General features: G+C 33.6%; 27 protein-coding genes. 21 read left to right on the top strand and 6 right to left on the bottom strand.

All coding sequences use genetic code 11. The features are described from left to right. Positions 1-255: 255 nt before the first annotated feature. The 10 genes from rppH to gltP all read left to right on the top strand — a co-directional run bounded on the left by rppH (position 256) and on the right by gltP (position 11793). Positions 256-828: an RNA pyrophosphohydrolase gene (gene rppH / locus GQ589_RS05250; protein ID WP_160400471.1), complete on the top strand. Its 573-nt coding sequence runs from the start codon at positions 256-258 to the stop codon at positions 826-828. Next, complete coding sequence (gene lgt, locus GQ589_RS05245) at positions 825-1694, top strand: prolipoprotein diacylglyceryl transferase (RefSeq protein ID WP_160424956.1); 870 nt, start codon at positions 825-827, stop codon at positions 1692-1694. The genes rppH and lgt overlap by 4 nt, the downstream gene beginning before the upstream one ends. Continuing rightward, a complete protein-coding gene (gene thyA / locus GQ589_RS05240; protein WP_160400473.1) occupies positions 1691-2485 on the top strand; it encodes a thymidylate synthase in 795 nt (264 codons plus the stop codon). Before lgt ends, thyA begins: the two co-directional genes overlap by 4 nt. A gap of 239 nt (positions 2486-2724) precedes the next feature. Next, positions 2725-3675 carry an LpxL/LpxP family Kdo(2)-lipid IV(A) lauroyl/palmitoleoyl acyltransferase gene (lpxL, locus tag GQ589_RS05235; RefSeq protein WP_160400474.1) on the top strand — a complete coding sequence of 317 codons (951 nt, stop codon included), beginning with the start codon at positions 2725-2727 and terminating at the stop codon, positions 3673-3675. Between the two features lie 44 nt (positions 3676-3719). Then, on the top strand, positions 3720-4802 hold the full coding sequence (rlmM, locus tag GQ589_RS05230; protein WP_160400475.1) for a 23S rRNA (cytidine(2498)-2'-O)-methyltransferase RlmM: 1083 nt from the start codon (positions 3720-3722) through the stop codon (positions 4800-4802). Between the two features lie 20 nt (positions 4803-4822). Next, entirely contained in the window at positions 4823-6667 is a 1845-nt protein-coding gene (locus tag GQ589_RS05225) for a penicillin-binding protein activator (protein ID WP_160412236.1), read from the top strand. Further along, positions 6639-7004 carry a YraN family protein gene (locus GQ589_RS05220; RefSeq protein WP_160400477.1) on the top strand — a complete coding sequence of 122 codons (366 nt, stop codon included), beginning with the start codon at positions 6639-6641 and terminating at the stop codon, positions 7002-7004. The genes GQ589_RS05225 and GQ589_RS05220 overlap by 29 nt, the downstream gene beginning before the upstream one ends. 15 nt (positions 7005-7019) lie before the next feature. Further along, the gene (locus GQ589_RS05215; protein WP_160400478.1) at positions 7020-7598 is read left to right on the top strand and encodes an SIS domain-containing protein; all 579 of its coding nucleotides are present in this window, start codon (positions 7020-7022) and stop codon (positions 7596-7598) included. Positions 7599-7694: 96 nt separating this feature from the next. Further along, positions 7695-10391: a DNA topoisomerase (ATP-hydrolyzing) subunit A gene (gene gyrA / locus GQ589_RS05210; protein WP_160400479.1), complete on the top strand. Its 2697-nt coding sequence runs from the start codon at positions 7695-7697 to the stop codon at positions 10389-10391. A 79-nt stretch (positions 10392-10470) separates the two neighbouring features. Beyond that, entirely contained in the window at positions 10471-11793 is a 1323-nt protein-coding gene (gene gltP / locus GQ589_RS05205; protein WP_160400480.1) for a glutamate/aspartate:proton symporter GltP, read from the top strand. Between the two features lie 145 nt (positions 11794-11938). Here gltP and rpmG read toward each other — a convergent pair whose 3' ends face one another. Together rpmG and rpmB are read right to left on the bottom strand one after the other, a co-directional pair. After that, positions 11939-12106, bottom strand: a complete 168-nt coding sequence (rpmG, locus tag GQ589_RS05200; RefSeq protein ID WP_034884348.1) for a 50S ribosomal protein L33 — start codon at positions 12104-12106, stop codon at positions 11939-11941. Between the two features lie 15 nt (positions 12107-12121). Continuing rightward, positions 12122-12358 carry a 50S ribosomal protein L28 gene (rpmB, locus tag GQ589_RS05195; RefSeq protein ID WP_034884345.1) on the bottom strand — a complete coding sequence of 79 codons (237 nt, stop codon included), beginning with the start codon at positions 12356-12358 and terminating at the stop codon, positions 12122-12124. 392 nt (positions 12359-12750) lie between these two features. Between rpmB and aroE the strand changes: the two genes are divergently transcribed. The 5 genes from aroE to argA all read left to right on the top strand — a co-directional run bounded on the left by aroE (position 12751) and on the right by argA (position 17717). Beyond that, positions 12751-13581, top strand: coding sequence for a shikimate dehydrogenase (aroE, locus tag GQ589_RS05190; RefSeq protein ID WP_160400481.1), 831 nt, complete (start codon positions 12751-12753; stop codon positions 13579-13581). A 163-nt stretch (positions 13582-13744) separates the two neighbouring features. After that, positions 13745-14098 carry a DUF1870 family protein gene (locus tag GQ589_RS05185; RefSeq protein ID WP_160400482.1) on the top strand — a complete coding sequence of 118 codons (354 nt, stop codon included), beginning with the start codon at positions 13745-13747 and terminating at the stop codon, positions 14096-14098. A gap of 222 nt (positions 14099-14320) precedes the next feature. Continuing rightward, the gene (aroL, locus tag GQ589_RS05180) at positions 14321-14827 is read left to right on the top strand and encodes a shikimate kinase AroL (protein WP_160400483.1); all 507 of its coding nucleotides are present in this window, start codon (positions 14321-14323) and stop codon (positions 14825-14827) included. Between the two features lie 129 nt (positions 14828-14956). Beyond that, complete coding sequence (locus GQ589_RS05175; RefSeq protein ID WP_160424954.1) at positions 14957-16156, top strand: MFS transporter; 1200 nt, start codon at positions 14957-14959, stop codon at positions 16154-16156. Positions 16157-16388: 232 nt separating this feature from the next. Further along, positions 16389-17717: an amino-acid N-acetyltransferase gene (gene argA, locus GQ589_RS05170; protein WP_160424952.1), complete on the top strand. Its 1329-nt coding sequence runs from the start codon at positions 16389-16391 to the stop codon at positions 17715-17717. A gap of 50 nt (positions 17718-17767) precedes the next feature. Here argA and mutH read toward each other — a convergent pair whose 3' ends face one another. The 3 genes from mutH to GQ589_RS05155 form a co-directional block, all read right to left on the bottom strand. Beyond that, on the bottom strand, positions 17768-18439 hold the full coding sequence (gene mutH, locus GQ589_RS05165; protein ID WP_160424950.1) for a DNA mismatch repair endonuclease MutH: 672 nt from the start codon (positions 18437-18439) through the stop codon (positions 17768-17770). Positions 18440-18512: 73 nt separating this feature from the next. Next, complete coding sequence (locus GQ589_RS05160; protein WP_160400487.1) at positions 18513-19061, bottom strand: NADPH-dependent FMN reductase; 549 nt, start codon at positions 19059-19061, stop codon at positions 18513-18515. Positions 19062-19143: 82 nt separating this feature from the next. After that, complete coding sequence (locus tag GQ589_RS05155; protein ID WP_160400488.1) at positions 19144-19680, bottom strand: Dps family protein; 537 nt, start codon at positions 19678-19680, stop codon at positions 19144-19146. Positions 19681-19938: 258 nt separating this feature from the next. Between GQ589_RS05155 and srlA the strand changes: the two genes are divergently transcribed. The 6 genes from srlA to GQ589_RS05125 all read left to right on the top strand — a co-directional run bounded on the left by srlA (position 19939) and on the right by GQ589_RS05125 (position 24065). Beyond that, positions 19939-20487 (top strand): glucitol/sorbitol-specific PTS transporter subunit IIC, encoded by a 549-nt coding sequence (gene srlA / locus GQ589_RS05150; RefSeq protein ID WP_160412243.1) that lies wholly within the window; start codon positions 19939-19941, stop codon positions 20485-20487. Between the two features lie 20 nt (positions 20488-20507). After that, positions 20508-21515 (top strand): PTS glucitol/sorbitol transporter subunit IIB, encoded by a 1008-nt coding sequence (locus GQ589_RS05145; RefSeq protein ID WP_160412244.1) that lies wholly within the window; start codon positions 20508-20510, stop codon positions 21513-21515. Between the two features lie 63 nt (positions 21516-21578). After that, positions 21579-21956 (top strand): PTS glucitol/sorbitol transporter subunit IIA, encoded by a 378-nt coding sequence (locus tag GQ589_RS05140; RefSeq protein WP_160412246.1) that lies wholly within the window; start codon positions 21579-21581, stop codon positions 21954-21956. A 2-nt stretch (positions 21957-21958) separates the two neighbouring features. Then, the gene (srlD, locus tag GQ589_RS05135; RefSeq protein ID WP_160424949.1) at positions 21959-22738 is read left to right on the top strand and encodes a sorbitol-6-phosphate dehydrogenase; all 780 of its coding nucleotides are present in this window, start codon (positions 21959-21961) and stop codon (positions 22736-22738) included. A gap of 81 nt (positions 22739-22819) precedes the next feature. Further along, positions 22820-23185 carry a transcriptional regulator GutM gene (gutM, locus tag GQ589_RS05130; RefSeq protein WP_160412250.1) on the top strand — a complete coding sequence of 122 codons (366 nt, stop codon included), beginning with the start codon at positions 22820-22822 and terminating at the stop codon, positions 23183-23185. A 100-nt stretch (positions 23186-23285) separates the two neighbouring features. Further along, positions 23286-24065 (top strand): DNA-binding transcriptional repressor, encoded by a 780-nt coding sequence (locus GQ589_RS05125; RefSeq protein WP_160424946.1) that lies wholly within the window; start codon positions 23286-23288, stop codon positions 24063-24065. 277 nt (positions 24066-24342) lie between these two features. Here the strand turns inward: GQ589_RS05125 and serA are convergent, their stop codons facing one another. Next, positions 24343-25584: a phosphoglycerate dehydrogenase gene (gene serA, locus GQ589_RS05120; RefSeq protein WP_160412253.1), complete on the bottom strand. Its 1242-nt coding sequence runs from the start codon at positions 25582-25584 to the stop codon at positions 24343-24345. Between the last annotated feature and the right edge of the window lie 66 nt (positions 25585-25650).

Raw genomic sequence — 25650 nt, 5'->3', positions numbered from 1 at the left:
TGTGAGAGTAGGGTGCCGCCAGACTTTTAAATAGATGAGCCCAGCAGTGATGCTGGGCTTTTTTGCTTTTGGGATTTTTATTTAGAGAAATAACGAAGCAGTAAGCTATGATGATTAATATTATGATAAATATTGATTAGTGTGAAAAATACACAGAAAAGGCGTATTTATTCTATTAGTACTATTTTTTTATTTATTTATTGCTTTATGTATGAAACAATTTAGCTGTATAAAAATAAATTTTTGAGGTAGTCAGTGATTGACAATGATGGCTACCGTCCAAATGTAGGAATAGTTATTTGTAACAGGTATGGTCAGGTACTTTGGGCTCGTCGTTATGGGCAAAATTCTTGGCAATTTCCTCAGGGCGGCATAAAACAAAACGAAACGCCTGAGCAGGCAATGTTTCGCGAATTAAACGAAGAAGTAGGTTTATCATCAAAAGATGTAAAAATTTTATCTGTTACTAATGGTTGGTTACGATACAAATTACCGAAAAGAATGATTCGTTGGGAAAATCAACCTGTTTGTATTGGGCAAAAACAAAAGTGGTTCTTATTAGAATTAATATCTGATGTATCTGTAATTAATCTTAATATGTCGTCAACTCCTGAGTTTGATGATTGGAAGTGGGTTAACTATTGGTATCCTATTCGGCAAGTTATTTCTTTTAAAAGAGATGTATATAGGAAAGCAATGAAGGAGTTCTCTTGTATTGTTTTTTCAATTCAAATTGAAATAGATGTACCTATTACCAATATTCCTAAAAAGAAACGATTTAATTTCTTTGCTCATAAACGTAAAAATAAAAAGCGTATAAAAAAATGAATCAATATTTGCAATTTCCTCAAATCGATCCAATAGCTTTTTCTATTGGCCCTATATCGCTCCATTGGTATGGTGCAATGTATTTATTTGGTGTACTTGGAGCCCTTTATTTGGCTAAACGCCGGGCAAATAAACCAAATAGCAAGTGGACATTACAACAGGTTGAAAATTTGTTATTTTGGGGATTTTTAGGCCTTTTTATTGGAGGTAGGTTAGGTTACGTTTTCTTCTATAATTTTGATTCATTTATAAAAGATCCTGTAATTTTATTTAAAGTTTGGGAAGGTGGCATGTCTTTCCATGGAGGCTTGATTGGCTCTATTTTTGTTATTGCTATTTTTGCCAAAAAGACAAAGAAAACTTTTATGCAAGTAGGTGATTTTGTTGCTCCACTCGTTCCAATTGGCTTAATGTTTGGACGATTTGGTAATTTTATTAATGGAGAACTTTGGGGAAGAGTAACTAATTTGCCTATTGGTATGCTATTTCCAACATCATCACATGCCGATTTTATGTTTGTTCAATCTCATCCTGAATGGTTTTCACTTTACTCTCAGCTCAATGGCATTTTGCCACGACATCCTTCACAGCTTTATGAAATGATGTTTGAAGGAATTGTACTATTTATTATTTTGAATATTTTTATCCGAAAACCAAGACCTACTGGCTCAGTATCTGGATTATTTTTGCTTTGTTATGGTTTATTTAGATTTGTTATAGAGTTTTTTAGACAACCAGATGAACAGTTAGGTTTATTTTTAAATGTTATTAGTATGGGGCAAATATTATGTCTGCCAATGATTATTGGTGGTATTTTAATTATTTTGTTTGCGTATAGATTTAATAATAAGGCGAAAATACGATGAAACAATATTTAGCGTTAATGCAAAAAATTTTAGATGAAGGCGTGCCTAAGTCAGATAGAACGGGTACTGGAACGCTATCTATTTTTGGGCATCAAATGAGATTTAATTTACAAGAAGGTTTTCCTCTTGTCACAACTAAAAAATGTCATTTACGTTCAATTATCCATGAGTTACTTTGGTTTCTAAAAGGCGATACTAATATCCAGTATTTAAAAGATAACAAAGTAACAATTTGGGATGAATGGGCTGATGCCAACGGTGACTTAGGGCCTATTTATGGGAAACAATGGCGTACATGGGGGACTACCGATGGTCGTCAAATAGATCAAATTTCACAATTAATTGATCAAATTAAAAATGATCCTGATTCTAGACGTATGATTGTTTCTGCTTGGAATGTTGGAGAATTAGAACAAATGGCATTAGCACCATGTCATGCTTTTTTCCAATTTTATGTTGCAAACGGTAAACTTTCTTGTCAGCTTTATCAGCGTTCTTGTGACGTGTTTTTAGGGCTACCATTTAATATCGCCAGCTATTCATTGTTAGTTCATATGGTTGCACAACAATGTGAACTGGATGTAGGTGATTTTGTGTGGACTGGTGGTGATACACACCTTTATTCTAATCATATAGAACAAGCCCATTTGCAATTAAGTCGTGCACCAAGAGTTTTGCCAAAATTAACTATTAAACGTAAACCTCTAACAATTTTTGATTATAGGTTTGAGGATTTTGAAATTGTTGGTTATGATCCCCATCCCGCAATCAAGGCGCCTGTTGCTGTTTGATTTTTTGTCAAAAAGTTTCAGAAAAATATTTGTCTCAGCATAAAAATAGGTAATTTTGAAAATTGAACATAGCTAATAGTTTTAATTATTAACGATGACTTAACTTAATATAATTTGATAACAAATATTACAACTGAATAATGATATGACGCCTTAAGCTTTGTTTATTTTTATGCTCCCGAAAAACAAGATATAGTATATAATAAATAACTGTATTATTAATAATATTTGATCTTAATATGAGTCAAAATCAAGAAATTCGCCCTATTTTTACTAAAAATTTATTATATCCCCGTTATTGGTTAACGTGGCTTGGTATTGGTGTTTTATATTTAATTGTTTTATTGCCATACCCAATTATTTATCAATTGGGAAGAGGGTTAGGATTACTCTCGATGAAGTTAATTGGTAAACGTAAAGAGACAGCGAGACAAAATCTTAAACTCTGTTTCCCTGAAAAAACACAACAAGAACGTGATCAGATGTTACGTGAGAATTTTATTTCTACTGGGTTAGCTATTTTTGAAACTGGTATGGCTTGGTTTTGGTCCGATAAACGTTTAGCGCGTCATACATCTATTATTGGTGATAATTATATAACAAAGGCGCAACAGTCAGGTCAAGGTGTTTTACTTATCGGTATCCATTTTTTAACATTAGAATTAGGCGCACGTATTTTGGGAATGAGTCATCCTGGTGTGGGGGTGTATAGACCGAATGATAATCCTGTTATGGATTATATTCAACTTAAAGGTCGTTTAAAATCAAACAAATATATGTTGGAACGTCATAACACAAAAGGTATGATTCGAGCATTAAAAAATGGTGAATTGCTTTGGTATGCCCCCGATCATGATTATGGTCCTAAAAATAGTGTTTTTGCTCCACTATTTTCAGTCGAAAAAGCTGCGACAACAGTAGGTACGCGTATATTAGTTAAGTTAGGTCATCCTGCTATTATCCCATTTACACCTAAACGGGAAAAAAGTGGCCGCTATATTGTTTATATTTCTCCTAGAGTTGAAGGGTTTCCTGTAGAAGATGATGTTTTAGCGGCAACGTTCATGAATAAAATCATTGAACAAGAAATTTTAAAAGCACCTGAACAATATATGTGGTTACATCGTCGATTCAAAACTCGCCCGAAAGGAGATGCCCCTTTATATTCTGATAGTGTGCAATCTGATTAATACGGTTTTTTATAATATCAGTTAAAAGAGCAAAAAATTACAATATGCAAAAACTAAATAAAATTATTTTATATTGTCGTCCTGGATTTGAAAAAGAGTGTGCGGCGGAAATTACAGATAGAGCTGCGAAAAAAGAAATATATGGTTTTGCTAAAGTAAAAGAACACAGCAGTTATGTTATTTTTGAATGTTATCAAGATGATGATGCTCAATTACTAATAAAGGATTTGTCTTTTCGGACACTTATTTTTGCACGACAAATGTTTGTTTCTGGTGACTTATTAGTTAATTTACCAACAAATGATCGTATATCTCCTATTACTAATGCATTATCTGGATGTATAGATAAAGCGGGTGATTTACGAGTTGAAGTTGCTGATACTAATGAAGGTAAAGCACTTTCAGGTTTCTGTCGTAAATTTACGGTTCCTCTTCGTCAGGCATTACGAAATAAACGTATTTTATTGAAAATTGAAAATCCTTCTCGTCCTGTTATTCATTTATTTTTTATCAATAATAATAGTTGTTATGTTGGTTATTCATTTAGCCAAAATAATTCCCCTTTTTATATGGGAATTCCACGACTAAAATTCCCTTCTGATGCTCCGAGTCGCTCTACGTTAAAATTAGAAGAAGCTTTTCATATCTTTATCCCTTATGAAGAGTGGGATGAGCGATTAAAAGGCGGGTTGAATGCTGTTGATTTAGGAGCTTGTCCAGGGGGATGGACTTATCAACTTGTAAAAAGAAGTATGATGGTTTATGCCATTGATAATGGATCGATGAATGAAAAATTAATGGAAACCGGTCAAGTCAAACATTATAGAGAAGATGGTTTTAAATTTATTCCTAAAAAGCATAATATTTATTGGTTAGTTTGTGATATGGTTGAAAAACCAACTAAAGTTACCGAATTAATAGCTAAATGGCTAATTAATGGTTGGTGTAGAGAGACTATTTTTAATCTTAAATTACCAATGAAAAAGCGTTATGAAGAAGTAAAACAAAGTTTACAATTACTAAGCAACGAATTAAATAATAAGAAAATTAATGTACAAATTCAGGCTAAACAGCTTTATCATGATCGAGAAGAAGTCACCGTTCATGTACAACGAATTTGGGGATAAAAACTTATAAGGGAATAGGTATGAATCTGAAACGCTCCTTTTGTGTTGTGTTAATAATGTCATTATTTGTATTTTTAGTGGGATGTAGTCTTAAATCAAACAAGTCCCTTGTCTTTGATGATCATCAAAACTCTAACTATTATTTGTCACAAGCGGATAATAGCACTGGTTCCATTAAAGTTAATTGGCAACTATTAGCTATTCGCGCTTTAATAAAAGAAAATAAATTTTCGCAAGCAAACGTATTATTATCAAATTTGCCTCTTAATCTTGATGCTGAACAACAGATAGAGAAGTTATTATCAGAGGGAGAAATTGCTGTAAAAAAGAGAAAAAAGTTTGACCTTAATCAATTTGCTCTCGAAAAATTTACTAATTCACAGTTATACCGTTATTACACTATAAAATTAGGGCTAGATATAAATAGTAAAGATATTAATGCCCAAGCTCATGATTATCTTCAATTAGAAAAATATGTATCAGAAGCTCAAAAAAGACAATTATTAAACAATATATGGAATTTTTTCCATAAATTGAAATCTGATAAACTTGGTAAAATTTTTGTTGATGAAAATGACATAGTATTAAGAGGTTGGGTTGAATTAGCTTATATTTATCAAAATAATACTAAAACACTCGCTTCACAAGATGAAGATACTCCAGAAACAATTGCTGCAAAATCTGAAAATCAAAAAAAATTATTGAATCAAGCTATCAACAGTTGGGCTACGCAATATCCAGATCACCCAGCTAACGATATTATTTCCATATTAACTGGTGGAAAAACACTTTCTGTTGATGCTAATGCAAAAAATGTTGCTTTATTATTACCATTAAACGGTTCTTCTCGTATATTTGGTGAAACTATTCGCCAAGGTTACATCAATGCTATAAATTTTTTCCCACAAGAACCCCAACAAAATGTGATTGTATTGGATACAACCAGTGCGCCTATAGATACTTTAATTCAACAAGCACAGGAACAGAATGTTGACTTAATTGTAGGACCTTTATTAAAAAATGAAGTTGCAAAAATAAAAGAACTAGCGCCACCTATTCCTGTTTTAGCCTTAAATAAGATTGATAACACGGCTGCTTCTGCTAATAAAATGTGTTTTTTTGCTTTATCTCCTGAGGATGAAGCAAAAGATGCTGCAGACCATATTTATTCTCAAAATAAAGTAAAACCACTACTATTAGTCCCCCAAACAGATTTGGGAAGACGAGTTGCACAAAGTTTTGCTGCACAGTGGTCACAATTATCGGCAAATAATTCACAAGCTTATGTACAATATTTTGGCAATACTACAACGTTAAGCGCCAATATGAATCGGAATGTAGGTATTAGCCTTACAGGAAATCCTATTTTGAATAATGAAGGCTTATCAGAGGGAATGTTATCTACTGGGTTTGATGCTATTTATGTTTACTCTTCATATGATGAATTGACATTGATAAAACCAATGCTTGATATGGGCGCAAATAAAACTATTGGCAATTCATCAACTATCATTCTTTATTCAAGTTCAAAAAGTCATGTTGCTAATGCTTCTAAAGATTTTAACTATGATATGAATAAAACTGAATATGCAGAAATTCCTATGATTGTGAATCAAAAGGATAATGTAAATACAAATATACCGAGTAATGTTCAAAAAGATTATTCATTAATGCGTCTATATGCAATGGGAATTGACGCATGGAGACTTGCTAATCGGTTTAACCAGCTTAATTCATATCAACCTAATTTTTTAGATGGAATGACTGGTAAACTATCCTCAACAGAACAATGTGAAGTGACTCGCTCACTCTCTTGGCAACAATATATCTATGGTGATGCTAAATCAGATTCTAAGAGCGAATAAAAAACAAATTGGTGAGCATTATGAAAATATTGCTTGCCAATATCTACTAAAGCAAGGTCTCAAACTTCTTGCTCATAATAGCCAATTTCGCTTTGGTGAGCTTGATTTAATTATGTTAGATAATGATTGTATTGTTTTTATTGAAGTACGTTATCGAAAAAATGCGAATTTTGGTGATGCCGAAATGACCGTAACATTAAATAAACAAAATAAGATAAAACAGGCTGCTCAGCTATGGATGATAGAGCAAAATTTAAACATTGAAGATACAGAGTTTAGATTTGATGTTTTTGCTATTACAGGTAAAAGGCAAAAGTGGATTATCAATGCATTTTAATTTTTAGGTGAAAACGTGCAAGATTTAATTAAAAACTATTTTACTGAAAGTATTCAGACTCAAATCGTGATGGCAGAATCACTTGGTTATTCTATCGAAAAGGCCGCAAATATCATTGTCGAGAGTTTGCTTAATGGCAATAAGATTGTGAGTTGTGGTAATGGCTCATCGGCGGCCAATGTACAAAGCTTTACTTCACGTTTAATCACTAGTATTAACATCGAAAGACCAAGTATTCCAGCAATAGCTTTAGTATCGGACAATGTTTTATTAAGTGCGATAGCCAATCATGAAGAAGTTTATGCTCGTCAAATTCAAGCATTAGGACAACAAAGCGATGTTTTAATTATAGCTACGTGTCAAGGAAATAGTCGCTCGATCATTCGAGCCGTCCAAGAAGCAGTAATTAAAGATATGAAAATTGTTGCATTAACAGCTTTTGATGGTGGTGAAGTAATTGGTTTATTAGGTCAAAATGATATTGAAATTAGAATCCCATCTTATAAAAAAGTGATGGCTTATGAAATGCATGCCATGATTTTAAATTGTCTATGCCAATTAATTGAAAATACATTGTTTATCCATAATGAATAAGTTGAAATAAAAGTAGTTTAGTTCTGCATTAATAGCTATTTTATGCTACAATTATGAACTGTTTGATGATTTAAATTAATAAGAGAACATGGTGTTATGACCGAACTAGCCAAAGAAATAACTCCCGTTAATATTGAAGATGAACTAAAGTCTTCATATCTTGATTATGCAATGTCAGTCATTGTAGGTCGAGCATTACCTGATGTGCGAGATGGTTTAAAGCCTGTGCATAGGCGTGTTTTATTTGCAATGCATGAAGCAGGGTATGATTGGAATAAACCTTATCGAAAATCGGCACGTGTTGTTGGGGATGTAATTGGTAAATACCATCCGCATGGTGATTCTGCTGTTTATGACACAATTGTGCGTATGGCTCAACCATTTTCATTGCGTTATATGCTAGTTGATGGGCAAGGTAATTTTGGCTCTGTTGATGGTGACTCGGCAGCCGCAATGCGGTATACCGAAATTCGGATGCAAAAATTTGCAGGAGCATTGCTTACAGATCTTGATAAACAAACTGTTGACTTTTCGCCAAACTATGATGGATCTGAAATGATTCCTGATGTGTTACCAACGCGAATTCCTAACTTATTGATCAATGGTTCATCAGGAATTGCTGTTGGTATGGCAACTAACATTCCTCCTCATAATCTATCTGAAGTTATTAATGGTTGTTTGGCCTTCATTGCAGATGAAAATATCTCGATTGATGGTTTAATGGAATATATTCACGGTCCAGATTTTCCAACAGCAGCATTAATCAATGGTAGAAAGGGCATCGAAAATGCTTATCGCACTGGTCGTGGTATTATCTATATTCGATCTAGAGCAACAATTGAAGTTGACGATCATAGTGGTCGTGAAACGATTATCGTTAACGAAATTCCATATCAAGTTAATAAGAAAAAATTAATCGAAAAAATTGCTGAATTAGTTAAAGATAAAAAAGTGGAAGGTATTTCAGCATTACGTGATGAATCTGATAAAGATGGTATGCGTATTGTTATTGAAATAAAACGCGATGCGGTTGGTGAAGTTGTTTTAAATAACCTTTTTTCTTTAACTCAATTACAAGTTTCATTTGGCATTAATATGGTGGCTTTGCATAAAGGTCAACCTAAACTGTTAAATTTGCGTGAGATGATTGAAGCATTTGTTCTTCATCGCCGTGAAGTAGTAACTCGTCGAACTATTTATGAACTACGCAAAGCACGCGAACGTGCTCATGTATTAGAAGGTTTGGCAATTGCACTAGCTAATATCGATCCTATCATTGAACTAATTCGTGCTGCAGCAACGCCTAGTGAAGCAAAAACTAAATTATTGAGTCAAGCTTGGCAACTTGGGAATGTTGCTGCTATGTTAGAAAAAGCAGGTAATGATGCAGCTAGACCAGAAGATTTAGCGCCAGAGTTTGGTATTCATGATGGACATTATTATTTATCAGAAGCACAAGCTCAAGCGATTTTAGATCTTCGCTTACACCGCTTAACGGGCCTTGAACATGAAAAAATTCTTGATGAATACAAAGAGTTGTTAGTTCAAATTGGTGAGTTATTGCATATTTTGGCAAGTTCAGAGCGTTTAATGGAAGTGATTCGTGAAGAGCTTGAGGCTGTTCGAGACCAATTCCAAGATGCTAGACGAACAGAAATTACCGCAAGCAGTGCAGATATTAATATTGAAGACCTTATTGCTCAAGAAGATGTGGTGGTTACTCTTTCTCATCAAGGTTATGTAAAATATCAGCCTCTTTCTGATTACGAAGCTCAACGTCGTGGTGGCAAAGGTAAATCTGCAACTAAAATTAAAGAAGAAGATTTTGTTGAAAAATTATTAGTGGCTAATACTCACGATACGATTCTTTGTTTTTCAAGCCGGGGTCGATTATATTGGATGAAAGTTTATCAATTACCTGAAGCTAGTCGTGGCTCTCGTGGTCGTCCAATAATAAATTTATTACCACTAGAAGAAAACGAACGTATTACTGCAATTTTACCAGTTCGAGAATTTGATGATGAACATTGTGTATTTATGGCAACAGCACAAGGTACAGTTAAGAAAACATCTTTAATTGAATTTAGCCGTCCACGAAGTGGTGGCATTATTGCGATTAATTTGCGTGATGATGATGAATTAATTGGCGTTGACTTAACCAGTAATGATCCTTCCGCTATGACTGATGATGAAGAAATGAATGATGATATCGTCATCGAAGACATTGATGTTGAAGATGCTGAAGTTGCGCAATGTTCAACGACTGAAGATATTATGTTATTCTCAGCAAATGGTAAAGTTGTTCGATTCCCAGCTAATAAAGTTCGTTGCATGGGACGAACTGCTGCGGGTGTTCGAGGTATAAGGCTTGATAGTGATGACAAAGTGGTATCTCTGATAGTACCTCGTGGAAACGGTGCAATATTAACAGCAACCCAAAATGGTTATGGTAAACGTACACAGCAAGAATTATATCCAACAAAATCACGAGCAACTAAAGGTGTTATTTCTATTAAAGTAAGTGAGCGTAATGGTGCTGTGGTTGGTGCGGTTCAGGTTGATGAAACGGATCAAATCATGTTAATTACAGATGCAGGAACGCTTGTTCGCACTCGAGTTTCAGAAGTAAGTATTGTCGGTCGTAATACTCAAGGCGTTATGCTTATTCGTACAGCAGAAACAGAAAAGGTTGTGGGATTACAGCGAATAGCTGAAACAGAGGATGATAGTGAATCCGATTTATTACCTCATAGTGAAGAGCGGAGTGATTTAGAACAAGGATCCGAAGAATAATTTTTAATTATAAAAAAGGATTAGTGATATTAACTAATCCTTTTTTATTTAGAATAACCTCGAAAAGGAATAGTATTAGATGGCATTTTTTACAAAAAAAATTTTAACAAATCTTGCATGGCAGATTTTAATTGCTTTGGTTTTAGGTGTTGCGATGGGAGCTTATTTATTTGAGCTTTCTGTTCCATCTCATCCATTACATTCTTATTATCAATTTTCGATAGTTAATATTTTTCAGCCTGCAGGCGATATTTTTATTCGTTTAATTAAAATGATTGTATTACCTATCATACTCAGTACATTAACGTTAGGTATTGCAGGTATTGGCGGTTCGAAAAGATTGGGAACTTTAGGTTTTAAAACAATACTTTATTTTGAGATTATTACCACTATTGCTATTTTATTAGGCCTTTGCTGGGGAAATATTTTTTCACCAGGATCGGGTATTGATTCATCTACACTTGCAACAACTGATGTGAGTAAATATGCAAAAGCAGCAGAAGAATTAAGCGGAAAACCACATGGTTTGATTGTTATGATTCTCGATATGATTCCTGCAAATATTTTTAAAGCTATGACGGATGGTGCTGTTTTACCAGTTATCTTTTTCTGTGTCTTTTTTGGTTTAGGATTAATGTCTTTACCTGACAAACAGCGTGAACCGTTTCTTTTCTTTTTAAAAGTAATTTCAGATACCATGTTTAAAGTAACCAATATGATAATGCGTTATGCACCAATTGGTGTATTTGCACTTATCACTGTAACTGTTGCTAAATATGGTTTTGAATCTTTATTGCCTTTATTTAAATTAATTTTGACTGTATATTCGGCAATGATCATTTTCACGTTAGTGGTACTTGGTCTGGTTTGCAAACTTTGTCGCTTCAATATTTTTACATTGCTAAGAATCTTAAAAGAGGAGCTAGTCATTGCATTTTCAACGGCAAGTTCAGAAACAGCGCTACCGAAGATTATTGAAAAGATGGAAGCTTATGGTGCTCCAAAATCAATAACTAGCTTTGTGATTCCAACGGGATATTCATTTAATCTTGATGGTTCGACACTTTATCAAAGTATAACTGTTATCTTTTTAGCTCAACTTTTTAAAATTGATCTCACAATTTTGGATCAAATTATTATTGTTATTACATTGATGATTGCTTCTAAAGGTATCGCAGGTGTTCCTGGTGCATCGATTTTAGTTCTATCGGCAACACTTGGTAGTGTTGGCATTCCTCTTGAAGGTATTGGTTATATTATGGGGGTTGAACGAATTTTAGATATGGGAAGAACTGTAGTTAATGTAGTAGGTAATGCATTAGCTGCAATAGTTATTGCTCGTTGGGAACATGTTTTTGATGATAATAAAGCAAGAGCTTATGAACAGCAATATTTAAAATAAAATCATTATTTGTTTACTAAAGCTTCAGCTAAAAACTGAAGCTTTTTTATTGCTTAAATAGTTATTGTGGCAAGCAATTAATAATATTCATATTAAAAAAACATAAAAAAACCCAGCATAGCTGGGCTTTTTTATTTATTTAAAACTATTTGATTTTAGCTTCTTTATAAACTACATGCTGACGAACTACAGGATCGTATTTTTTGATCTCCATTTTTTCAGGCATAGTTCTTTTGTTTTTGCTAGTGGTATAAAAATGACCTGTACCAGCAGAAGAAACTAATCTAATTTTTTCGCGTACACCTTTTGCCATGATATGGTTTCCTTATTAGTACTTTTCACCACGGGCACGAAGTTCAGCTAAAACTGCATCAATACCCTTTTTATCGATAGTACGCATACCTTTAGCAGATACACGTAGTTTTACAAAACGCTTTTCACTCTCAATCCAGAAACGGTGAGTTTGAAGGTTTGGTAGAAAACGACGTTTAGTAGCATTCATCGCATGAGAACGATTATTTCCTACTAAAGGACCTTTTCCTGTTACTTGGCATACTCGTGACATGTCAATAATTCTCCGAAATTTCTATGCTTAAGCCCTGGGCGTAATATGTTAATGGAATTAACCTCGTCAGGCTTTTAGTTTACTGCAGTTCTATCTGAGAAGCAGTTTACCTCTCACATTACACCCACAATAATGAGGTAGCGAAGTATACGCTGTTATACGAAAATTCTCAAGCATTATCTTATTTAAGCATAAAATAATTTTATTACTCAAATGAATATTAACAAATAGATAACATTTATTTTATTTTGTTATTATTAAAACAATTACTTTCTAATTTAAATTATTTTGATTAAATACAAAAACGGTTTAATTTTATAATAAATATGTTTTAATACTAAATTATAGATTTTACCTATTAAATTTTATTTTTTAATTTTCATGGAGGTTATATGAGCCAATTTACGCCATACAGTATATACGGCATTATCGGTTATCCTTTAGGACATAGTATGAGCCCTCTCATTCATACTACTTCATTCCAAGACTATGGCATTCCTGCTGTTTTAGTTCCTTTTGCTACACCTCCACAAGAGATTGCAACTCTATTTAAATCGGTAAGATTATTAAATATTCGAGGTTTATGTGTCACTATTCCGCATAAGCAAACGATTATTCCTTATTTAGATGAAGTGACAGAGCATGTAAAAAAAGCGGGAGCTGCTAATTTAGTGTATTGGCGTGGTGATAAGCTCTGTGGTGACAATACAGATATTGTTGGATTTATGGAACCACTTAAAAACAAAAAACTACCTGCAGAATATAACAAAGTGTTATTACTTGGTGCAGGCGGTGCTGCACGTGCAGCCGTTGTTGGCTTACAGGATCTTGGTTATACCAATATTACAGTAACTGATATTGTGGATGAGTCAGCTCAAATACTAGCTAATGAATTCAACTTAAAAATAATTAAATGGGAAGACCGCAGTGAGGTTGAAGCTCAAATCATAATTAACTCAACACCACTAGGCATGACGGGGAAATTTGAAGATCAAACTCCTTACGACCAAGCTTGGTTTAAAGGAAAAGGAGTAGCTTATGATATCGTTTATACTCCATACAATACACGTTTTAGACAAGAAGCAGAGCAAGCAGGTTGGGAATCTATTTCTGGACGTGAAATGTTTATAGGTCAAGCCAATGCTCAATTTAAAATTTGGACTGGAAAGGATCTTTCTGAGCGTGCAAAACAGGCTGTAATTGATGCTTTAACTAAAAAATAATTACCACAATGGCAACAACTGTGGCTAGTTAAATTAGAATTAGTTATTTTCGGTTATTTGGATAATTTATTTTGTGATTATTAAATTTGAGTTTTATTCAATTGAACTAAAAAACTAACAATATTAACTGAATAACCAATGAGAATTACAATAAGGAATATTTATGACTAACTTAGAATTACAAGCGTACCGTCGTTTTTTCATGTTAAAAGTATCAGAAGCCAGTAAATATATTGGAAAAACAGATATTGATACTTGGCATGATTGGGAAAACGGCACTAAATCTATTCCGGAGTTTGTTGCAACAGCAATGCAAGAGCTAAAAAAGCTTCGAATCGAAAAGATAAATATTATCATCAATAGTATCAATGATCGTGTTGGTAGCAATACTATTCGTTATTTTATGACATACGAAGAATTCAAAAAGGTAAATACTGATCTTGATATTATTCAGTGGCGATTACATCAATCGATTGCGACAGAGCTTTATTTTCGTGGTTTAGAAAAGCTCTGCTAATTGACATTACCAACAAAGTTTTAATTTTACTGTTATTTAGGATTTTCTATAATTTAATGTAAATAAATATTTACGATAATATTTTTATATGTTTTATTACATTTTTATAAAAAATTTTATTTTTCAACAAATTAAATAATGTATGAAAAATATATTGCAAAAAAAAGAACAAATCACTAGCATGGTTAACGTATTCTGTAAATCAGAAAGGACACCTCTAATATGAATAAAACAATTTTTTTGGTTGGTGCAAGGGCTGCAGGTAAAACAACGATGGGAAAAATGTTAGCTAATAAGTTATCGTTTTCTTTTATTGATACTGACAAGCACTTACTTGAAACAACTCAAAAAACAGTAGCCGAAATTGTTGAAAAAGAAGGTTGGGAAGGATTTAGGGCAAGAGAAAGCCAAGTGCTTGTTGACACAACTAAACCCAATTGTGTTATTGCAACTGGTGGCGGAATGGTATTAGCTGAGCATAACCGTAAATTTATGAAACAAAATGGTACAGTTATCTTTTTATCGGCACCTGTTGCGACCTTAGCGGCACGTTTAATGAAAGACCCTAATGTTGCTCAACGACCCTCACTAACAGGCTTGTCAATTATTGATGAGATGGAAAAAGTATTGGCTGAAAGACTACCTTTGTATCATGATGCTGCTCACCATGTAGTCAATGTTGACCAAGATGAAAGTCTGATTCTTTCTCAAATTCTTGAAATAATTTAAGTTTAATTTAATTTTTTTATAAAACGCCACTGAAAAAGTGGTATTTTTTGACACTAGAAAACAATTTAATATTGTTACTTATATTTTTAATAAAACAAAGTATTATGTTTTACATATGGAGTAAGACAAATGGATAATCGAAAGGTCAATCGTTATAGGATTGTTGGTTCTATTTATGCAAACTATATTATTCAAAGTATTGCGTTAATTGTAATTATGCAATTTTCTTTGGCACTTACAAAGCAATTAAATACCGATATAATAGGGCTTGGTTATGTAGCATCGGGTATCGGAATAGGTAAAATATGTTTAATGTTTTTTGGCGGAGTTTTATCGGATAAATTCGGGAGAAAGTTATTTATTTATCTAGGTATGACCTGTTATGCAATTTTCTTTGTGGGTATGACCTTTTGTACTGATATTAATATTGCCTTCTGTCTAGCAATTGCTGTTGGGGCTGGTAACTCTTTTTTAGATACAGGGTCAATGCCAGCTTTGACTGAGTGCTTTCCTAGCTCTGCAAGTTCAGCAAGCGTGCTTATCAAAGCTTCTATCTCTATCGGTACACTAATACTTCCTTTTATTGTTGCTTTCTTTTATACAAACGAGATATGGTATGGTTGGGCATTTCTTGGCTTTACTGCTTATTTAGCCATTAATGGTTTACTATTATTACCACAAAAATTCCCTTATAAAGATACGGTAATTAGAGGTAATAAAAGTTTTGGTAACTATTTCAAAGATAAACCTCGATTTGAATTAGAAGGAATTTTACTGATTATTATGGGGTTTACCACAACAGCAACATTTGTCATTATTTTACAGTGGCTCCCTATGATAGCGATGACAGGCGCTAGTATGAGTATGAGTTACGCTGGAAAATTGATTAGTTACTATAGTGCCGCATCGATCATATCGGTATTTATTACAGCCTTTGTTGTTAAACATCTCTTAAAACCAATAATTTGTATCATCATATTTCCTGCTTTTTCTGCACTAGTGTTAATTATTTTTTATTTCAATATATCGCCCATAATGTGTTTTGTTGCGGCAGTTGGATTGGGGTTTTTTGCAGCAGGTGGAGTATTACAATTAACATTAGTTGTCATGCAACAAATGTTTCCAACTCGCAAAGGACTTGCAGTTGGTTGCATGTATACATTAAGTGGATTATCCTTTTTTGTGATTCCACAGATTGTACCTAAACTAGCAATCATAGATGTTAGTTACGCTATTTTATTTGATTTTTTTATTGCTTTATCAAGTGTCATTTTAGGTTCAATTGTTTTTTACCGTTTTAAAAAGGTAATTGATTTAACAAAAATATAATAACGCTTTAATATTAAAGAGTATGTTAAAAAACATGCTCTTTTTTTATTATGTTTTCTAACTTTTTTAAACCAATTATTTTAATTAAACTGTTATCACTATTAAGTTTTTGCTATTAACAAATATTGGATATTAAGATTATTGATATTTTAAAAAAAGCTTGCCATAAAGCTTAAAATGAATAAAAATACGAAATTAATGAATTAATATTCAACTCAAGGTGTTTGTGAAAATGAAAGAGCGTACAACTGAGTTAGTTGATGGTTTAAGACATTCTGTTCCTTATATTAATGCACATCACGGTAAAATATTTGTAATTTTACTTACGGGTGCTGTTTTAAAAAGTAATAATTATTCAAATATTATTAGTGATATCGGTTTACTGTATAGTCTTGGCATTAAACTTGTTATTGTCAATGGCGCTCGTAATCAAATCGACGAGTCTTTAAAAAATCATAATATTACTCCTAGGTACCATAAAAGCACTCGTATTACTGATGCAACAACACTTGATATAATTAAACAAGTGACAGGATCATTACAGCTTAATATTACTGCAAGTTTATCAATGTGCTTAAATAACACCCCATTACAAGGTGCTCATATTAGTGTAGTCAGCGGTAATTTTGTTATAGCACAACCTTTAGGGGTTGATGATGGTATTGATTACTGTCATACAGGAAAAATCCGCCGTATAAACAATGAAGCAATAGCAGAGCAGCTAGATCGTGGTTCGATTGTATTATTAGGCCCTGTTGGTGTTTCTGTAACTGGTGAAAGTTTTAATTTAATATCAGAAGATGTTGCCGCTGAAGTTGCTATTCGCTTAAAAGCCGATAAATTAATTGGCTTTTGTGCTGAACAGGGGGTTTTAGATGAACATGGTTGTGTTATTACCGATCTTTATCCGGTAGATGCTGATAATTATGTAAAACAAAAAGAGCAACAAGGTAAACATTTATCTAGTGAAGTACGTTTTTTACGTGCAGCATCAAAAGTATGCCGCTACGGTGTAAGGCGAAGTCATTTAGTAAGTTATTTAGTTGATGGTTCGTTATTACAAGAACTCTTTTCACGAGATGGTATTGGTACGCAAGTAGCAATGGAGCATTCTGAACAAATTCGTTCTGCGACGATTAACGACATCGGGGGAATTTTAGAACTTATTCGCCCACTTGAAGAACAAGGTATTTTAGTAAAACGCTCGCGCGAACAATTAGAAATAGAAATTGATAAATTTACCATTATTGAACGTGATAACATGACAATCGGTTGTGCCGCTCTTTACCCTTATTCAGAAGAACAAATGGGTGAAATAGCCTGCCTAGCTATTCATCCTGAATATCGCAACTCATCTCGAGGTGATGTGCTTATTGACAAATTAACTGAAAGAGCAAAAGCACTCGGGCTTAAAAAAATATTTGTTTTAACAACACGAAGTATTCATTGGTTTAGAGAAAAAGGCTTTAATCCCGCTGAAGTCAAAGACTTACCAATTAAAAAAAAGCAACTTTACAATTATCAACGGAATTCAAAAATTTTAATGCTTGATAGTCTTTGATTTAAATTTAAGTCAGGCTAGTTAATATTAAATTTCTAAAAAAATAGTAATTAACATTTTACCGCAGAGCTTAAAATTTGCATTGTAAATGCTTTTTTTAAATAAAACCCTCGAGGACGAGTTAAAATAATCTGACCGTTTTCACCAATTGCCTCAGTAAGCGCTTTCCCATTTGCCGCTTTAGGCCTAATTTGTAAATAAGTACCGTAGCGTGCAGTAATTTTCTCAACTTGTCCAAGAGTTATCATATCCATCAATTCTTGCCAATCTTGCTTAAGTTGTTGCTCTTGTTCTGGGGTTGGTGTCCATAATATAGGATTTCCCACCTTTCTTTCTATTAAAGGAATCGTCCTTTGTCCTTCAATGGGTATCCAAAGGACTTTTGATAGTTTATATTTAACGTGGCTTGTTTCCCAAATAACGCCATGATTAGCCATTAATGGTGTAACACTCACAAAAGTAGTTTCTAATGGCTTACCTTGCTTATCAACAGGAATGGTTTTTAATTCAATTCCCAAACTAGCAAAATCACGTTCCGCCTTACTACCCGCATTCGCACCTAAAAAAGTTTCGATAAGATTACCTACCCAACCTTTTTGTTTGCTTAAATCAGCGGGAATAGGAATATTCAAATATTGTGCTATTTCACCAAAAGTATAGCCTGCCACTAATTGGGCACGATGTAATAATTCTTGTTCACTATTAGGTAAAAATAGATGCATGAGAAAACGAATTAACTTACTTGTTAAAAAAACAGCCAATTATATTGACTGTAAATCGTAAAATAAAGCGTTATTAACTTAACTTTTCAACCCAGCTTGCATAGTTATTAATAATAGCGGCTAAAAACGCTTTACTTTTGGCTGTAATATTACCGCTCTCATCAAAAGAAGCATTTACATTACCAATATAAGCTTCAGGTTGTTGTAGTGTTGGCATATCTAAGAAAACTAAAGACTGTCGTAATTGATGATTAGCGCCAAAGCCACCAATTGCACCTTGTGAAACAGAAACAACTGCTGCTGGTTTTTTTGACCAAATACTCTTACCGTAAGGTCGAGAACCGACATCTAATGCATTTTTTATGACTGCAGGTAACCCTCGATTATATTCTGGTGTAACAAAAATAACACCCTGACAATCAGCTATTTCTTTGCGAAAACGAGTATAAGAAAGTGGAGGGGAATCGGTATCAATATCTTCATTATATAAAGGTAAATCCCCAATTTGAATTATTTGTAATGAAAGTGATGGTGGTGCGATTTTTTGAAAAACTTTTGCTACTTTTAAGTTAAAAGAATCTTTACGTAAACTTCCAACCAATACTGCAATTTTTTTACTCATCTTCAATCCTCACTTATATTTAAACTATAAGAGGCACTTATGTGCCCCTTATGGGTAATTATTAATATTTTATTAGAAAATATTAATGACCAGATGAGTCCATTCTGCGTCCAGTTTCAAATAAGAACCAAGCACGTCTTTCTGTTTGATCAATCCATTCTTCGATTAAACTTGCAGTTGCTGTATCGTTATATTTATCACAAATATCATGTGCAACACGCATACGTTCTGTTAATTTCACATTATCTTGACAGAGTTCTGCAAGCATATCTGATGGTTCGACAAAATCTGCATCATTATCAGAAATACTTTGTAATTTAGCAATATGACCAATTGAACGTAATGTTGTACCGCCTAATTTACGCACACGTTCAGCAATTGGATCTGTCATAGCAAATAGCTCTTCACCATGATCATCTAGCATTAAATGGTAATCACGGAAGTGAGGACCACTTACATGCCAATGAAAGTTTTTAGTTTTTAAATATAAAGCAAATACATCAGCCAACACAGAATTCATTGCGCCAGAAATGTCTTTTGATGCTTTTTGACCTAAGTCAGTAGGGAATAAAATTGCTGCTTGTTGTAGTCTTTTAGTAGAGGTAGTACTTTTAGCCATAATATATTCTCCTTAAATAGAATAACGATGTAATTATGTATACAAATTACGCCAACTAAATAGTAAAGTCCAATAAAAATAGATGATTATTGGCTATTATTGTTATTTAAGTAACCGATGGTTTTTATTCTCGTCGGTTTTGTTTGAAACATTTTCTTTCACAATAAAAGGAAATCTTTCGAATTGTGATCCAGTTAAAAGTTTTATTCTTTCTTAATTGATAATATTTCCCCGAAATTTAACAAAATAGGAGGAAATATGATCGACGCAATCTCATTTGGTGCCGAATGGTTTATTGGTTTATTTCAAGAAGGTGGAAAAGTTTTTGTTGGGATGGTAACAGGCATTTTGCCTTTGTTAATTTCACTACTTGTTGTTATGAACGCTGTAATTAAATTTATTGGGCAAGATCGTATTGAGCGTTTGGCTCAAGCATGTGCAGGTAATCCGATTTCTCGATATCTTTTATTGCCATTAATAGGTACTTTTGTTTTTTGTAATCCAATGACATTAAGTTTAGGGCGTTTTATGCCAGAGTTTTACAAACCAAGTTATTATGCTGCTTCTTCTTATAGTTGCCATTCAATGAATGGATTATTCCCTCATGTTAACCCCGGTGAACTATTTGTGTATTTAGGTATTGCTGCAGGTTTAACTAAATTAGGTTTGCCACTGGGTCCCCTTGCTGTGAGCTATTTTCTTGTCGGTTTAGTAACTAATTTTTTTAGAGGTTGGATTACTGACTTTTGTACAGTTATTTTTGAAAGAAAAATGGGAATTAAATTAGAAAGAAAAGTTCATTTATAACAGTAATAAGGAATATAAAAATGGCTAAATTTATTCGAATTGAAAAAGGTGAAGTAGGTTGGGGTGGTCCATTAGAACTTCCCGTGATTGAAGGAAAAAAGATTGTTTATATTGCAGCAGGTACTCGTCCTGCAATAGTTGATACCTTAGTTGAACTAACTGGTTGGCAAGCTATTGACGGTTTTAAAGATGGCGAACCACCTAAAGATGAAATTGGTATTGCTGTGATTGACTGTGGTGGTACGTTACGATGTGGTATTTATCCTAAAAATCGTATTCCAACTATCAATATTCACGCAACCGGTAAATCTGGTCCTCTTGCTCAATATATAGTTGAAGACATTTATGTTTCTGCTGTTAAATCAAACAACATTAAAGTGATAGAAAAAGAAGACGATGTAATAACTGAAGTTCAATTAGATCATAAACAACAACAAGCAGATAATCCATCATCTGAATATAAAGAATATGATACTAACAAAAAAATCACTGAACAAAGCGATGGATTATTGGCAAAAATTGGTATTGGGATGGGATCTGGTGTTGCTGTCTTTTTTCAGGCGGGTCGGGACACTATAGATACTGTACTTAAAACAATATTGCCATTTATGGCGTTTGTATCTGCAATTATTGGGATCATTATTGCATCAGGTTTGGGTAATTTTATAGCTCACGGTTTAGTTCCGTTAGCAGATAACCCAATCGGCCTTGTTCTCTTAGCCTTAATTTGTTCTTTTCCATTACTTTCACCATTCTTAGGACCGGGGGCTGTTATCGCACAAGTTATTGGTACATTAGTTGGGGTACAAATTGGTTTAGGTAATATTCCACCTCAATTAGCATTACCTGCACTTTTTGCGATTAATGCTCAAGCTGCTTGCGATTTCATTCCAGTTGGTTTGTCGCTTGCTGAAGCAAAGCAAGATACGGTACGTGTTGGCGTTCCCTCTGTGCTTGTTGGGCGGTTTTTAACGGGAGCTCCCACAGTGTTACTTGCTTGGGCTATTTCATTCTTTATTTATCAATAATTATTTTTTATTTGCTAGGAACTAATATCTTAAAACTATATAAATATTTAAGCAGGTTAAATAATGTTAAAAACTATTTATCAATCAAGAATCAATCATATTGGAGAGTTTGCTCAAGAAGCCTTAGCTGATGGTATGTTAATCCTATTTAAGGATGGTGCTCCCTCAGATTTAGCGGATTATTGTTTTATTCATAGCCATGATAATTTTCAATTAGAACTATTGGCTGGACAAACACTTCAATTAGGTAATCAAAGTTATCTCATTACTTCAGTTGGCGAAGTTGCTAATGCTAATTTTCGTGAATTAGGACACATCACATTAAAGTTTGATGGTAACCATCAGGCTGAGTTACCGGGAACTGTTCACCTAGATGGGAAATGTCCGAATCAACTTTTTGTTGGTGATGAAATTAAAATTTTAAATCGATTAGGAGTCTAAAAATGAAACAAGTCGCTGTAATTATTGGTGGGGGGCAAACCTTAGGTGAATTTTTATGTAATGGTATTGCTGATGCAGGGTATTATGTTGCTGTTGCGGATTTAAATATCGACAATGCGAATAAAGTAGCTGAAGCAATTAATCAAAAACATGGAATTGGCACGGCAAAAGGTTTTGGTGTTGATGCTGCAAACGAAGAAAGTGTGATTCAATTAACCCAAGATATTGATAGTGTATTTAAACGTGTCGATTTAATGGTGTATAGTGCCGGCGTTGCAAAAGCATCGCCTATAACCAATTTTGCATTGAGTGATTTCCAATTATCCGTCAATGTTAATCTTACTGGCTATTTCTTATGTGCACGTGAATTTGCTAAATTAATGATCAAATACAATACTCAAGGTAGAATTATTCAAATTAATTCAAAATCAGGGAAAGTTGGTAGTAAACATAATTCAGGATACAGTGCTGCCAAATTTGGTGGTGTTGGATTAACACAATCTTTAGCCTTAGATCTCGCAGAGTATGGTATTACCGTTAACTCGTTAATGCTTGGTAATTTGCTTAAATCACCTATGTTCCAATCATTAATACCGCAATATGCAAAAAAACTTGGTATTCCAGAAAGCCAAGTTGAACAAGTTTATATTGATAAAGTGCCACTAAAACGCGGTTGTGATTATCAAGATGTGCTTAATTTATTGCTATTTTATGCAAGTGATAAAGCTTCTTATTGCACAGGGCAATCAATTAACATTACAGGCGGACAAGTAATGTTTTAGGTGAAATAAAGTGCGAAAAATTAATCCAAAATTTATCGCACTTTTTTGTTTTAACTTAAACTAATTGGAAAAATCACACATATGACGACTACTTTAATAGTTATTGCTATAATTGCTTGGTGCATTCAAATTATTTTTAGTTGGCTTCAAATTCATCGTTTTAATCGAGCTTTTTTAGCAATGAAACAAGGAACTTATTTGGGGATTGGGCGTAATAAAACAATGCGATTTAAACCAAGAGTATTAATTGCAATTTCATTAGATGAACATCAAGTAGTTGTTGATTCTGTATTAATGAAAGGTATTACTGTTTTTTCTTTACCAAAGCCAATTACTCAACTGCATGGCCTATCTGTTGCTGATATTATTCCTAATAATATTTTTCCTAATGATTCTGCCTGTCAAAATGCATTGGTTGTGGCTTTATCTTTAAAAAATAATAACTAGTAAACTTTTATTTTGAAAAAGATTCACTTTCATTATGAAATAAGATATTTTAAAGCAAGGTAATTTATTATGAATATCAATAGTTATGGTGGATCTAATAATGAAAGTGAAACAACGACAAACAGCGATTTTGGAGTATCTACAAAAAAATGGGCAAATTAGTGTTGAAGAGTTAGCTGAACATTTTAAAACAACAGGTACAACAATTCGTAAAGATCTAACACAACTACATGAAAGTGGTTTAGTTTTACGCACATATGGAGGTGCTATGCTCAACCGTGAGGTTGGAGATAGAGCTATTGACCATAAAACCTATATTAATACGGCACAAAAAAAGGCCATTGCAGAAGAAGCTGCTAAACTTATTCATGAGGGAGATTCTATCATTTTTGATGCAGGAAGCACTGTTGCGCAGATGATCCCTATATTAGCAAGGTTTAATAACTTAACAATTATGACCAATAGTTTACATATGGTTAATGAACTTGTGGCGAATGATAATGACCAAACCATTATTTTAACTGGTGGTACATTCCGTCGAAAATCAGCTTCTTTTCATAGCAATAATGCTTTAGCTATCGCTGCGTTTGAATCTTATACGTTTGATAAGTTATTTATGGGAGCCGATGGAGTGGATTTAATTGGTGGTGTGACAACTTTCAACGAAAGTTATCATGGTAGTGTAGCTATGAGCAAAGCCGCTGCGAAATTAATTTTATTAGCCGACTCTTCAAAATTTGGTCGCCGTAGTCCTAATATTGTTTGTGATTTGAGTGCTGTTGATACGATTATTACGGATGATAATTTAGATAATAAATATTATGATGCATTAACCCAAAAAGGAATTAATGTTATTAAAGTAAAAACTAACGGAATGTGATTAGCGCAAATAAAATAGATCTTGTTGTTTACTTCATAAAATAAAAAGAAATAAATATTTTGCAACAAGAATTAGTTTACGACGGAGCGATAAGTATTCTGTTATTAACTCAGTAAAACAATTATCGGATGGAAACTAGGGACTTATTACTATGAGGAAATAACTGTACGTGTAAGCCCTTAAGCTCAAACTATGACAGATTCGATCCAACTACTATCCCATTAAAATAATAATTAGCCACTTATCAAAAGATTGGTGGCTTTTAACTGAATCTAGGTTAAAACAGCAATCTCGCTCGAATTGTGCCCGGTACACATTTTAGTTTTGCAAGTAACTCTTCAGCTTTACTTTGCTCAACTCTATCAATGTCAATCACAACATAACCAATTTTGGCATCGGTTTGCAAATACTGTGCTGAAATATTCAATCCTTGCTCGGCAAATAGCGTATTAATTGCTGTTAACACACCAGGCTGATTATGGTGAATATTAATAAAACGGCTTGAGCCTTTAGCTGGAATAGGTAAAGAAGCCTCAGGAAAGTTAACGGCTGAAAGCGTTGCACCAGTATCTGAATATTTAGCGAGTTTTGTGGCAACTTCAATACCGATATTTTCTTGTGCTTCGCTAGTAGAACCACCAATGTGTGGTGTAATAATGACGTTATCAAATTGACATAATGGCGATTCAAATGGATCGTTATTACTAGCAGGTTCAGTTGGAAAAACATCAATAGCAGCCCCGCTAAGTTTATTTGCGTTTAGTGCATTGGTTAATGCATCGAGATCAATGACTTTACCACGCGAAGCATTAATCAAAATTGCGCCTGACTTCATAGCCTCGATTTCGTTATTACTGATCATTTTGATGGTAGTTGCGTTTTCTGGCACATGCATAGAAACAATATCACTTATCGCTAGTAATTCTTTCATTGTTGAAATTTGTTTAGCATTACCTAAAGGTAGTTTTGTTTCAATATCGTAAAAATAAACATTCATCCCTAATGATTCAGCTAAAATACTCAATTGACTACCAATATGTCCATAACCAATGATACCTAAATTTTTACCACGAGCCTCGTGCGAACCGGTGGCAATCTTATTCCATTTACCTTGGTGTGCTTTAGCGTTTGCTTCGGGAACTCGGCGCAATAGCAAAATAGCTTCTGCTAAAACAAGTTCAGCAACGGATCGTGTATTTGAAAATGGTGCATTAAATACAGGAATACCTTTTACAGTGGCAGCATCAAGATCGACTTGATTCGTACCAATACAAAAACAACCAATACCGGCAAGTTTGGGCGCTGAGTCAATAATATCTTTAGTTAATTGTGTTCTTGAGCGGATACCAATAAAACGGACATCTTTTAAGGCTTGTTTTAGTTCTTCGGACGATAGGGCACTTTTTTGATATTCAATATTAGTAAAACCAGCTGATTTTAATATATCTATTGCGCTAGGATGAACGCCCTCAAGTAACAAAAACTTGTTTTCATCTTTGGTTAAAGTCTGAATAACCATTATTTCCTCTCTTTCCTTTTTCCTTCAAAATGCAAATGGATAATTACTTGTTATACAACATGACAA

Origin of the sequence: Gilliamella sp. Pas-s27, from assembly GCF_009795865.1 — a bacterium.
Classification (GTDB): domain Bacteria; phylum Pseudomonadota; class Gammaproteobacteria; order Enterobacterales; family Orbaceae; genus Gilliamella.
Note: the sequence above shows the minus strand (reverse complement) of the source record. Positions and strands in the feature narration are given on the sequence as shown.